The sequence below is a fragment of the Microcoleus sp. B4-C1 genome (assembly GCF_036705285.1).
Taxonomy (GTDB): domain Bacteria; phylum Cyanobacteriota; class Cyanobacteriia; order Cyanobacteriales; family Microcoleaceae; genus Microcoleus.
This window is the reverse complement of record NZ_JAUBUC010000139.1, coordinates 1-11917: the sequence shown is the minus strand read 5'-3', so window position 1 is coordinate 11917 and position 11917 is coordinate 1. Positions and strand designations below refer to the sequence as shown.

Sequence of the window (11917 nt, the reverse complement as noted above, 5' to 3'; positions counted from 1 at the left end):
ACCGGGGAAACTTCCAGCAGTTGCAGCAGCGGGGGCTGTTTGCCGGCAATGGCATCGATCCAATTCTGGCGGCACCGGCGATCGCCTTCTGGTACCACATTGAGTTCTCTGCCGATGTCCTTGAGTCCCTTGAACGTCTTACTCTGTAAGCTTTCTATTGTGTACATAGTTTTTTAGAAAGGGCTTGAGAGAACAAGCCCTAGGGTATGCAATGCAGTCATGGGAAACTAAACGCAGAGATTCTGCAAAACCAAGTAATGACGCGGCCAGCCGAATCCCTTTGTTGTGTCTACCACTCCATACTTTAGTATAGATATTTGAACCTGTCAATACTAAAGCATGGATTCTATAGTAAGATGAATCCAAACACAGGTAACGAGAACGAACAGACATTGAAAAACCTGATCGAGGCAGCACGCACAAGTCAGCGCCAATTAAGCCGGGATATCCACATCGCCGAAGTGACTGTAAACACTTGGGTTGCTGGCAAAAAAATACCCCGACTAGACAATGCTGCGTTGGTCGCTGGTCAGTTAGGAGTTTCGCTGAAGACCTTAGCGAAGTCGATGCGCGTAGACGTAACGGATATCCCCGGCGACTACAGCCTGATCGAACTTAAGGCAATTGCTGCAGAGTTAGGTATTGAGAGGGTGGAAGATTTGCCAGCAGATTTTCAAGCATTGAAGCGAATGCGCGATCCACAAAACTAACCAACACCTTATCAGTGGCAAGCCTCTAGCAGGCCGGACGACAACGGTCTGCTTTCTCTAGACTAATAACTAATAACTAATGACTAAAGGGCGATACTTATGAACAAAGGCGAATTGGTAGATGCAATTGTGGAAAAGGCTAGCGTGACGAAAAAACAGGCAGACGCCGTTTTGAGTGCCGCTCTCGAAGCAATTATGGAAGCTGTATCCGGTGGCGACAAAGTAACGCTGGTAGGCTTCGGCTCGTGGGAAGTCCGCGACCGCAAAGAGCGGGAAGGCCGCAACCCTAAAACCGGCGAGAAGATGGACATTCCAGCAACTAAAGTTCCTGCATTTTCAGCAGGCAAGTTGTTTAAGGATTCGGTCAGCGGGCTGTAAGACAGTAAGATAATTTGCCGATCGGTCGTGAAGGGCGATCGGCTAGACAACACTAGACACCTGCTAGACAAAGAATTAAAAATGGCACAGTATCATTCGACAGATCCAACGACGAAAGATTTTATTCACTGTTTGACAGGCAATCGCCTCAATGCGTTTAGAAGTATTGGTGGTCGTGGTATACGCCGCGCAGCAGAACGAAAACGACGCATTGAAGCTAAAAAAACAGCCAAACAAAAGGGCGATCGGCTGCTAGACAATCACTAGACAATTTGCCGATCGTCGTGAAGGGCGATCGCATTGCTGGCGACACCTGCCAGAAAACCTGCGTGGGCTCCAAAATCGGAGGAGCATCGGTATCAGATAACGCACCGAAAATGGGGAAAGAGTGGAACCCTTACCAAAGCTGAGGATTGACCTGGCCTTCTCAAAAAAGTAGTAGGGTCTGTAACAAAGTGGTGAATCACAGCCAGGAGAGACTGGCATTCTTAGATAATTTGCCGATTGGTCGTGAAGGGCGATCGGCTGCTGGACAATTTGCCGATTGGTCGTGAAGGGCGATCGGCTGTAGACATTTTGTAGACAAATGGTAGACACAATGAAAACACCCCCCGACCTGAAGAAATACGCCAAAGAAGTTAATGCCCTGCAGGACTTGCCGCCAGCAACCGTAGAACTTCCACCGCTGGCAGCGATCGCTATCATCTCTCACATTCAACTGGCAAGTCGCCACCCCGGTATCGTGAATGACGCTTTTACCAAGATTGCGATCGACACCGCACAGCAACTGCAAAATCTATTCAATCCAGATTCAGAAACGTACAAAGTGCTGGAACTTGGCTGGAACCCAGAAGCCGACATTTTCGTACCGGAGGGAACCGAAGAGGAACCTTGGCAACAGTGCGATGAACCTTGCGAGAAATTCCTTCAAAATCTCGGTTGCCGCTGCACTGGTTACAAAAGGGCGGAAGTTGTAGCGGGCGATGAAGATATCAACCCTAAAACTTTGGCCGCCGGTGCTGCGATGATGTACCAACTTCAGCGGCAGTTAGAGAGCGAAGGTTTTGAACTCGATATGTAGGTAGCGGCCGATTTGTCTTTAAGGACGATCGGCTGACAAATGCTAGACAACTAATTTAGAGGACTTATGGAACCCAACACGGTTAGACCGTTGGTTATTTCACTTCATACAGTGAGATCGGGAATTCTGAAAGAATTATGCCGCACCGATGACAAAGAAACTCGTGCTGCATTGTTTGACGCTCAGTATGCTGTGGGGTTTGCGCTCTTATATCTAGAGCGAGTTATATTCCTTTCGTATGATGAATCGAGCGAAGGCGAAACAGTCGAGCGGAAAGGATTTAAGCTTAATGGTTAGTGCTCAACTTTCACTTTTTGACACCGTGACCGCCGAAGTGGGAAGCCTCTACAAAGCCGGCGATTGGGTGAAGCTGCGAAGGAAGCCGGCAATTGCCGCATGGGTGAAACGCGGGGAAATTTACAAGGTCAACCGGGTGCACCCGATCGACGGCTCGCTGCAATTTTGGAACCCATTTACAAACGAGTGGGATTTCCTCTATCCCGATGAAGTAAGGCTCGCAGCCGCGCCGCCAGAAATTGATTCTGTATCACCAGCCCCAACCATTGCTGATACAGAATACACAGTCGAGGTTGCTGATACAGAATACACAGTCGAGCCCGTTGATACAGAATACACAGTCGAGCCCGTTGATACAGAATACACAGTCGAGGTTGCTGATATTGATTCTGTATCAAAAGCAATATCTACTTACCGGCCTCGTGGCACGGCCCGCAGCGGGGAATATTTCCGGTTCTCCTACCGCGACGGGTCTCGGATGAAACACATTCATATTCGCGGGGGCAATACCGATTCGCCGATCGCTCAGGCAAAAGTGCAGGAAGTGCGATCGTTATTGGCCGGGGGCATTCCCCCCGCCAAAGTTGCCGCAATGATACGGAGTTTTGACAAGCTCTAATTATTTAATATTTTTTTCTTAAGGCGTTTAACTATCTCCCTTAACTCCGATTTCATGTCACTTTTTTTAGGGTTAATCCCCAGTGCATCTTTGATTAGAAAAATATCAAGTGATTTAAGCTTAATAAGCTCATCTTTTTTCCTTAGCAGTTCATCTCGCACAGTCCCTTTAGTTGCGGCCTCTTTCTGTTGTCCAGTTGTGGTAGTCTTCCCTCTACCCGTACCTGTTGCCGATGTTGTCGCCGTCCTACTCGTTCTACTTGCCATTTTCTAGGGCCTCACTTATTGAAACCTCACCGGGTTTAAACTGCCATTTAATTATGGGAACTAAACTCGGTGTTAGCATTTTTCCTAACGCTGCTTCGACTTGTTCATTTGTCTTTAAACCTGATACTTTAATCTTTTCTTTTTCTTTTTTCCCAAAACCTCTATGTGATTCGTGAATCGTAAAACACACAGGCAAATCTTCGGATACTAAATCAGGTTCAAAACCAAGTGCATCAATCACAAATTCTGTCTTCCTACTATTTTCGGCAACTGCTGACATTATCTGTACTAGCTGCATAATAGCTGCTATTTCAAATCGCTGACTACTATTACCATCGCTCATGCTTTCGGCCATCATCTCATACATAGAAGATGCCCACGCGGTAGCGTTTACATTCTGCCATTCTGTACCCAGCGGTTTACTTTTAGGATTGATAATCAACCCGTTTGCTAGCATCCGAAATAACGCCTGAGTAATTGCATAGTAATCAACATAATTGTCGCTTCCGGTTCCCCCTGGCACAAGGAAAGCATTACTTACGGGAAATTTATTTTTCTTAAGCTTGGCAATTCCGAGATACTTATATATTTCTTCGACTTTATCACAGCAATTCATGATTTTAATGTGTTGTGGATAATTGGGTAATTGAATTTTTTTAGTTATTGGCGCGGTATCACCACACCAGTGCGCTGCAATTGAGAATTGAGTGATGCTACCAGCACTGCTAGTCCAAGTAGTCCACCCGCTGTGATTGGGATTAAAAGTTGGTGGATAGCCTGGTTGCCACCTTGAATTATCACGAATTATTTTATAAATTAAAGCCTCATCTCCCCAGTATTCGGTTACATTTTGCGCTAGCTGTCGCGAGCGTAAGCCAACGCCTGCATAGTAAAAATAAGGAGAAAAAGTGGCAACATCTCTTGGAGTATCTTCTTGATTTGTTACAAAATTATAATTGTATTGAGCTAATTGCTCTGCTGGCATAGTATAAAAGGCCGGATTGTACCAAAGCCAATCGTGCCTATTCACGGTATAGCGTACGGTTCCAGTTAGATTTCCTTCTTTATCGTAGGTAACATTTGCCCTACCGCGTGCGGTAGCAGAATATCCAGATACTTTTACAAAATCGCCAAACCAGCCCATGTATGCGGTTCGACTCCACATTGTGACTACTATTTTGCAAATTTTTCCAGAAGATGCTTCAGGTGGAAGGCTTAAAGGTGGTGTTTCCCCAAAATTTCCAAAATCAGGATCTGATATTGGTGGTGGATAAATGGGCGGTTTTGGCTCAAAGTAATCTTTAAGTTTTGGTGGTAATTCGGTTACAAACGGTTCTGGTGGTGCTGTAGTTGTTGATATACCCGGATCGGGCTCAAAGCCGACACACAACTCTCCACCTGGCACTCCGTAACAGAGTGATAGAGATTTTTTCCCTTCTGGGGATACCGATACCTCGATTTTAGCACCAGCTACACTAATAGATCCTCTAATTCCTTGATCCTCATCAATGCTTGCACTACCACCAAAACCACCAATATTAATACCTGCTTCAGCGCCTCTAATTGATATTTTGCCATCTTGGCCGTAGCCAACATTGCCTCCAATATTTACCCCTAATTTCCCCTTGGTGCTACCAATTTCTACACCAGCACCCGCAGTGCGGTTAGTTGCATCAATCTCAATATTTACTCCCTGTTGACCTATCAAATTATCTACTCCGACGGTTAACCGTCCCGTAGCTTTAATGCCACCAACACTACCTAATTCCTGTTCTGCTGATATATTCAAGCCCTGTAAAGGGTTAGTTGATTCACTAGGTTTTCTGCCTGCATTAAAACTATTTCCTTCAGATGGTTTTGATAAATTAGGTTGTGGCTTTCTGATGTTAGGCATTATTTTTATTTTAAATTACTAAATAAATGCAATCTTTTGCCAATTGCCCCATGTACCATTATTTTGGCATCGTTTCCAAAAATTGCCATTTCCATCTGTAAACTCCTGTACTTTATAAAGATTAGCAGCCCCTGTTCCGAACAGGGAATCAAATTGCATAATCATTCCTGAATTATTAGGAAGATTAGAGTTAATTACCGCTCCATCAATCCACATAGTCCCAGCATATTGATTAAAGGTTAAGGTGTTAGCATTAAGAATTGTAGATCCACTTCTAGTTTCTAGTAGCCAAGCATTCCGTGCTTTAATATCACCTGTAAATATGGGATTGTTCAAAGGTGCTTTTAGAGTCAATTGATTAGCTATTGTTGCTGCAAAATTGGCATCATTATTTAAAGCACTAGCTAATTCTATTAATGTATTTAGCGCACCCGGCGCACCACCTACTAAATCTATGATTGCTTGGTCAATTTGTTGCGGTGTCGCAAAACGAGATTGTGAAATAGTTTGTATAGTTCCTGTTGTTTCATCCCGTCCTAATAAGGTGTTTGCGGGTACATTGATTAATCTATTTTCTAAAGCTAATTCTAATGCTGCAAGTCGAGCATTAAAAATATCCATATTGTTTTTTTTTGCAATCGTAATCGTGATACCTAGTTCTATCCCGATTGAATCATTTTCCTTTAGTAATCCATTACCGTAATCAATTAATTGAATTCCTAGTGCATCATTCTTTTCTAAAATTCTTACTGCATTTTTAGCTAGATAGGGCTGAAGCAAATCAAAATAATCTTTGCGACCTCGGTTGACTAAAATAATTTCGGCTTTTTCTTGCCAATCGCCAGTATTGTTTTTCCTGCCTAGTATTCTCAATCCAAGTTTCTCGCTTTTATTTTCACAAGCAGTGAATTTAGCCATTTTTTCGGCTTCTGATTCTTCTCCATCAAATTCCGGGATTACACCAGGCAAGAAACTTTTTAGATTAAGATTACACATCCAAGCTTCTAAGTAAATGCCTACCCGCTCATCATTGTCAAAAGTCATATCCCTAAAGTGAGATAGTTCAATTATTGAATTAGCTGTATAGGTATCATTAAGTGAAGTCGAGAAAGTTTTGGTAATTGTATCCATAGTATTTAAGTGTATTTCTTGGCTTAGCCGCCCGTGTTAGGCGGCTATTTGTAAAAACGAAGGTAAAAACTAAGTCATTACTACAAACTCATTGAAGCCGTCAAGCAGCCCCTCTTTGAATCCTTCTAAAAAATTACCGAGTGCTGGATCGGATTCTGTGATTTTCTCGATTTTATCATCAATTTTTTGATTGATTACAAACGATTGTCCATCCTGTAATCCCCAGTTGGCAATCTTGGCATCAATTGATTTATTACCCGTTCGTACTTTTTCCCGCACCAGCTTCCTAAATTTCATGTAGCTAATTTTCGCCACAATAGTTTTCGCATACCTAATGAAACTATTCGCGAGGTTTGATAGTTCATCAATCAATTCGTCTGTGATGCTGTTTCCCGTATCTTGTTCTGCTTGAATTGCAACCGCAGCAGCCCCGGTAATATTTATTTTTAATTTAGGATTAGACTTGCCACCACCTAAAAATACCCCTACCAACAAACGGCCAACACTCTCCCCAAAAGTATTCATAAAGCTATTGTGAAGCGCCAGAAATTCCGACATTATACTATTATCACTCTGCATCCAATCAATATTGAGAATGGTATTTGTTCCACCTACAATCGCCTGCTGTAAGGTAGGAAGCATTGCAGCTAGTGCTACACCACCTAATTTAATTGAGCCAAGCGCGGCCCACATAGACGCGACACCGCCGCTAGCAAGCGCGGTTAACCCCGTAGCGCTACCAATGAACCATCCCGCAACCGCAACCGCCGCCCCGCCCGCCAGAAAACCTAACGGATCGCTTTTCATCCATTGACCAAACAATCCCCAGTCACCGCGACCGATCGCCCCCAGTAATTCCTTACCACCCTCAAATATCTTTTTTCCAAAGTCGATAACCGACTGTACTCCGCTTTTAATAGCACCCCATACCGCGCTTGCGGCGCTTTGTAGCCATTTACCGGGTGTTACCCCTTCAGTTGAGAAGGCTAAAGCACTATCCTCTAAAGTTACTCCCCATGTTGCGGTGCTCATTTTAATTTACTCCGCTTGTAATCTGTAATTTGTTGTTCTAAATTTTGAGACTCTACCCTTAGCAAAACCAGTCTGCTTTCTAGTGAATTAATTTCACTCTGGTGTTCCAACCATTTTTGATACACTTGGCGATATTCATCAACATTGTTAATTTTGTTCATGTCGTTAACCATTCAATAGCTGTTTCTACAATCGATCCGTTTGTACCTATCATAACAGTGTAGGGCAATATGATTGATCCGCTGTACCGTTGTGCATTGTAATCAAAAGATAAATTGCAGTTTGTTAGACTGTTGGGATTCTTATCTTTTTTATTTTGCCAGTTAACAATGTAGGATACTACGTCAATAAAATATTGACTAAGGGTAGTACCTTTAATAGTTCCTACCGGGCTACCATGTGTAAATGTTAATTCTGGTAAGTATGGTGTGGCTGTATTCGTAAATATTCCTGTAGCGTCATCGTAAACAATTTGACCGGGCATTGTAAAATCGCCCTGTAAAATAAAATCGTCTGATTTGGTTACATTAAGGCGTTGGGTTGCTAAATCCCGTTCTGCATTATTGATTAAATGGGTTAATTGCCATAGCTGGCCCTCGACTGTCGTAGCATTTATTGTTGCCCCGGTTCCTGGTGTGATTATTGCCATTTTTGCTTGTTTTTACCTTCATTTATTTACTTAGCCGCCTAAGTTAGGCGGCTAACTTAGAAAATACACTAGAGAGCAAGCTAACTACCTTTAACTTTGGTTGCAAGCGCGATCGCAAACCCAAACAGTGTAGTTGCAAGTGTAGTTAGATTATTGGGTGCATCCCCCGACGCTTTTAATCCAATAGATAGCGCCGCAAAAGTAACTGCTACCGCGCTTGTACATAACGAAAACATTAAAAATCGGTACGCATATCGGTCAATTTCAAGCATCGTCTATTGTCCAGTCGGTACGGTGTGGGATATTCTCTTGTGGGAATCCAGCCCGATCGTGAATTACACCATTGCGTATAAGTACAGTTTTAATATCTCTCACGTCACACTTTAACACCCCAAATTCTGTTAATAGGTGATCCATATTTTGCTGTATTTTCCTAGTCGAACTTAAGTTACTTTTTTCGATTTGAATTTGTAACTGTTCAATTTTTGTTGTGTACTGCGACATTGCGAAAGCAAAACCACCCGCAGCGGCTCCACCACCACCACCAGCAACTAAAATCGTAATTTCCAATAATTCTTTTGGTGTCATTTAGTTTATCACCCCTGTGTATTGTTTATCACTCCCGTATATTCCCAGACGGCTAGATTACCTTCATCAGCAATGTACGTGTACAAATCGAATGATAAACTGTACGTTGCTTGTACGTTAAACAAATGCAACTGTGGCTCCCCAATAATACATTTTTTTTGGAAACCCACAATTGCATCTTGACCGCCACCCACTACTAATCCGGTACTAATTTTTTGAAGAATTTGTCCACCCGATCGCCCAAAATGAAAGCCACTAGGAAAATTTAAAAAAGTGAGGATTGCAGGAGAAGTTAATAGGACGGGACAAACTTGTCTAGGCAGTGGCTCTAGTGTTTTAGCAATAGGCACAAACCAGACTTGATTCCAATAATTAGACCCGGATTGTAATTGAATCATGTAGCTTAGGCTTCTACCCTTAAAATAACTTTGTTGTTATAAATAAGTTCAGCGCTATTACCGGTTCTAGAGCCGCGTGCAGCTTGACCCGCCGCACTAGCAATAAATACACCAAAATTAGCCTTGAGCGTTTTAAGGCTACTGTCATCAGGTGCAGAAAATGGAACAGTTACCGAATCATCAATGTGATCCACAACACGTGTCCCCCAGGCCGTTACTCTAGTAGTGGGAGTAGCTTTTAACCTTGTGAACCGAATCCGTGGTACTTGTGTGTGGTTTCCCTTAAATTTGACGGTACTGGTATTTGGCAAGGCTGTTACAGCCGCAAGGGTGAGGCCACCAAGCAAATTGCCTGCATTGTCTAATAAAGCCGTTCCTGCTTTAGCTGGTACTTCCATCTCTACAAATAAATCATCATTTTCCAAACTACGAAAATATCCGAGAGTACCCGGCTCTTCGGCTTGATAGGGTTTTGGAGCTGTCGTTAGTTTTGCTGCTTCTCTTGCCGCTTCTCGTTTTTTGGCAATATCTAATCGGCGTTGCAACTCGTTGCTAGTAATAGGAGTACCCATACAAAAAAATCCTTATTTGCTTGTTCACTTTAAACATAAGTAGAAAATGGCTGAAAAAATAGGTATTTTTGCACCGTGAAACCTTACGGGTTTCGTAGTATTTTGGCATCTACGTAAATTAAAATAAATTTATACAATACGACCTTAGCTGCGTCGGTCAATCAATCTTAATATGGCTAAAAATACTACTGATAAGCGCCTTACTCTTGATAGTGATGAGCCGTCCTTGCTCTTTGCGATTAATGACTTACTAGCCACTGGTGGTATTGACTTTGACGAGTGGTGGAAAGAATTCTCTAAACCACCTAGTGGCAAAAATAAAAAACAATTAGATGCTTGGACTAAGCCCAAACTTATTGAAACTACACCTAGCACTATTAAAAATATTGGTAGGTGGTTTAGGTATTATCCCGACAAGGATGACGAAAGTACATTTTATGATTTGTCAGGAACAAGTCGAGATTTGATATTCCACATAAACGCTATCGCATACCAACAGGGTAAAGAAAACGAATCTGTTTCTAGCAAAAATGGCAAACCACTACTAAAAGGGTATCCGCGCATCAAATTACTTTTTTATACAAAAGATGGCGTTCGAGCCGAAAAAGGTATTAGAGCTGTTGGTTTTACGGATGATGCAAACATTGTGAAACGTGGATTAGCAAAAGCAATTAACTCAACAGACCTATTGAGCTGGGCTAAAAAAATTAAAACTATTTTTGGCGATACTAATTATTGCTGGAAAAAGGGGACAGAGTGCGTGTCGTACAGCGGTCAGATTGCCCGGTTGCAAGGGCTAGAGAATTGGGCGCTAGTAACAAACAAAGCTGAAGGCGTCAAATTATTTACTTCTATGCTTAAAATCTTTGACGCCACGCCTGATTTAGATGGTTTTAATTTAAGTAACAAAACAAACAAATCCCAATTTACAAAAGTTGAAACTACTACTGTATTGGGCAAGAAAGTTAAGCTAGATTCTGAGCGTCCTGTAGTTGATTGTTATTTTTACTCTGCCGTCTTGCAATTGCCACTTTTAAAAAAGCCTATTCCATTAGTTATTCGCAATGCAATTGTTTATAAATAAGTTGTTTGCCAGATTAAGGCAAACACTAGGGTTTGCGATGTGTGTTAAAAGTTGTACCTTCTAAGCTACAGCAAAAAAAGTAATTTCGTTGTAAAAATGCTTACGATTACTAAAGCTAGAAGAATAAGCTAGAATAAAAACAGTAAACTTACTAGAAAAGTTAATGATTGCAACCACTAAAGCTAGCGTTAATACTGATAGCACTCTTTTTAGCGTCAGATTGCAAACCGAGGTTAATGAATTTACTAAAAATTATTTAAGAATTGAAGCAATACGGCGAAACGTAACAATGGGACAATTACTAGATGAACTTATAAAACAGTTCTGCAATGAAGGCGTAAGTGAAGACGTATCAAAAACCAACTCTTAATTGATACGGCAAATTGTTTGAATTTGACCTCGACTTTATCAGGGTTTTGATTGATTCAATTAGGAGGGTTATTTGATACGAGCGATTATTTATTGCAGAGTCAGCACCGACGATCAAAACTGCGATCGGCAAGAACGCGATTTAAGGGAATTTGCCAATCGCGCTGGCTATGAAATTGTGGAAGTAGTTCGCGAGACTGCCAGCGGCGCTAAAGCCGATCGCCCGGAGCGAAAAAAAATTATGGCAGCGGCACAAGCTCGGAAAGTTGCGATTGTGCTTGTGACTGAGGCCAGCCGATGGAGTCGGAGCACTAGCGACCTGCTTAACACACTGGGAGATTTAAACGCCTGGGGAGTAAGCCTTATCACTCTGTCGGGAATCAGTCTGGACTTAAACACGCCGCAGGGTAAATTGATGGCGGCCATACTTTCAGCCATTGCTGAGTTTGAGCGAGATTTGATTCGCGAGCGGGTAAAGTCGGGCATTGCAGCGGCGCGGGCGAAGGGGCGGAAGTTTGGGCGGCCAGGATTATCAGAAAGCGCGATCGCTTTCGTGCATCAGTTGCGGTCGCAAGGCCAAAGTTATTCAAAAATTGCAATCGCCAGCGGCATCAGTCGGACAAAGGTTTATCAGCTTTGCCACCAAGGCAGTCCTAAACAACTATCAAAAATTTAATTGACATGATGCAACATTGTTTAGTTTTTACAATGGCTTTAGCTCAATCGTCAGAGCTAATCTATGGCAACTTAAAGCTTTGCTATCCTGACGGAAAGGCGATCGACTTTTTGGCGACTTCCGGCTGTGCGAATTGGCAGCGACCGGGTGACGAGTGGGTTAGAGGGAAAGGG

The 11917-nt window shown here is 42.7% G+C and carries 18 protein-coding genes; 9 read left to right on the top strand and 9 right to left on the bottom strand.

Going from position 1 to position 11917, the window contains the following annotated elements:
* The first annotated feature begins 356 nt into the window (after nucleotides 1–356).
* The 6 genes from QUB26_RS30110 (at nucleotide 357) to QUB26_RS30085 (ending at nucleotide 3085) form a co-directional block, all read left to right on the top strand.
* Nucleotides 357–710, top strand: coding sequence for a helix-turn-helix transcriptional regulator (locus tag QUB26_RS30110; protein WP_333320988.1), 354 nt, complete (start codon nucleotides 357–359; stop codon nucleotides 708–710).
* 99 nt (nucleotides 711–809) lie between these two features.
* On the top strand, nucleotides 810–1088 hold the full coding sequence (locus tag QUB26_RS30105) for an HU family DNA-binding protein (protein WP_333320986.1): 279 nt from the start codon (nucleotides 810–812) through the stop codon (nucleotides 1086–1088).
* Nucleotides 1089–1169: 81 nt separating this feature from the next.
* On the top strand, nucleotides 1170–1355 hold the full coding sequence (locus QUB26_RS30100) for a hypothetical protein (RefSeq protein ID WP_333320984.1): 186 nt from the start codon (nucleotides 1170–1172) through the stop codon (nucleotides 1353–1355).
* A 331-nt stretch (nucleotides 1356–1686) separates the two neighbouring features.
* Nucleotides 1687–2169: a hypothetical protein gene (locus QUB26_RS30095; RefSeq protein WP_333320982.1), complete on the top strand. Its 483-nt coding sequence runs from the start codon at nucleotides 1687–1689 to the stop codon at nucleotides 2167–2169.
* 66 nt (nucleotides 2170–2235) lie between these two features.
* Complete coding sequence (locus tag QUB26_RS30090) at nucleotides 2236–2466, top strand: hypothetical protein (protein ID WP_333320980.1); 231 nt, start codon at nucleotides 2236–2238, stop codon at nucleotides 2464–2466.
* Entirely contained in the window at nucleotides 2459–3085 is a 627-nt protein-coding gene (locus QUB26_RS30085) for a hypothetical protein (protein ID WP_333320978.1), read from the top strand. The genes QUB26_RS30090 and QUB26_RS30085 overlap by 8 nt, the downstream gene beginning before the upstream one ends.
* On the opposite strand, the gene QUB26_RS30080 is transcribed toward QUB26_RS30085, so the two are convergent.
* The 9 genes from QUB26_RS30080 to QUB26_RS30040 form a co-directional block, all read right to left on the bottom strand.
* Nucleotides 3082–3351, bottom strand: coding sequence for a hypothetical protein (locus QUB26_RS30080; protein ID WP_333320976.1), 270 nt, complete (start codon nucleotides 3349–3351; stop codon nucleotides 3082–3084). The genes QUB26_RS30085 and QUB26_RS30080 overlap by 4 nt on opposite strands.
* Complete coding sequence (locus QUB26_RS30075) at nucleotides 3341–5245, bottom strand: hypothetical protein (RefSeq protein WP_333320974.1); 1905 nt, start codon at nucleotides 5243–5245, stop codon at nucleotides 3341–3343. The genes QUB26_RS30080 and QUB26_RS30075 overlap by 11 nt, the downstream gene beginning before the upstream one ends.
* Nucleotides 5246–5263: 18 nt before the next feature.
* Nucleotides 5264–6376 carry a pyocin knob domain-containing protein gene (locus QUB26_RS30070; protein WP_333320972.1) on the bottom strand — a complete coding sequence of 371 codons (1113 nt, stop codon included), beginning with the start codon at nucleotides 6374–6376 and terminating at the stop codon, nucleotides 5264–5266.
* Nucleotides 6377–6445: 69 nt separating this feature from the next.
* The gene (locus tag QUB26_RS30065) at nucleotides 6446–7408 is read right to left on the bottom strand and encodes a hypothetical protein (RefSeq protein WP_333320970.1); all 963 of its coding nucleotides are present in this window, start codon (nucleotides 7406–7408) and stop codon (nucleotides 6446–6448) included.
* Complete coding sequence (locus QUB26_RS30060) at nucleotides 7405–7569, bottom strand: hypothetical protein (protein WP_333320968.1); 165 nt, start codon at nucleotides 7567–7569, stop codon at nucleotides 7405–7407. Before QUB26_RS30060 ends, QUB26_RS30065 begins: the two co-directional genes overlap by 4 nt.
* Complete coding sequence (locus QUB26_RS30055; protein WP_333320966.1) at nucleotides 7566–8057, bottom strand: hypothetical protein; 492 nt, start codon at nucleotides 8055–8057, stop codon at nucleotides 7566–7568. The genes QUB26_RS30060 and QUB26_RS30055 overlap by 4 nt, the downstream gene beginning before the upstream one ends.
* A 264-nt stretch (nucleotides 8058–8321) precedes the next feature.
* Nucleotides 8322–8645 (bottom strand): hypothetical protein, encoded by a 324-nt coding sequence (locus tag QUB26_RS30050; RefSeq protein ID WP_333320964.1) that lies wholly within the window; start codon nucleotides 8643–8645, stop codon nucleotides 8322–8324.
* Nucleotides 8646–8653: 8 nt separating this feature from the next.
* The gene (locus tag QUB26_RS30045; protein ID WP_333320962.1) at nucleotides 8654–9043 is read right to left on the bottom strand and encodes a hypothetical protein; all 390 of its coding nucleotides are present in this window, start codon (nucleotides 9041–9043) and stop codon (nucleotides 8654–8656) included.
* A gap of 5 nt (nucleotides 9044–9048) precedes the next feature.
* Entirely contained in the window at nucleotides 9049–9615 is a 567-nt protein-coding gene (locus QUB26_RS30040; protein ID WP_333320960.1) for a hypothetical protein, read from the bottom strand.
* Between the two features lie 172 nt (nucleotides 9616–9787).
* Here QUB26_RS30040 and QUB26_RS30035 point away from each other — a divergent pair, with 172 nt between their 5' ends.
* The 3 genes from QUB26_RS30035 to QUB26_RS30025 all read left to right on the top strand — a co-directional run bounded on the left by QUB26_RS30035 (nucleotide 9788) and on the right by QUB26_RS30025 (nucleotide 11744).
* A complete protein-coding gene (locus QUB26_RS30035; protein ID WP_333320958.1) occupies nucleotides 9788–10699 on the top strand; it encodes a hypothetical protein in 912 nt (303 codons plus the stop codon).
* Between the two features lie 163 nt (nucleotides 10700–10862).
* Nucleotides 10863–11069: a hypothetical protein gene (locus QUB26_RS30030; RefSeq protein WP_333320956.1), complete on the top strand. Its 207-nt coding sequence runs from the start codon at nucleotides 10863–10865 to the stop codon at nucleotides 11067–11069.
* Between the two features lie 72 nt (nucleotides 11070–11141).
* The gene (locus tag QUB26_RS30025; RefSeq protein WP_333320954.1) at nucleotides 11142–11744 is read left to right on the top strand and encodes a recombinase family protein; all 603 of its coding nucleotides are present in this window, start codon (nucleotides 11142–11144) and stop codon (nucleotides 11742–11744) included.
* Nucleotides 11745–11917: the final 173 nt, after the last annotated feature.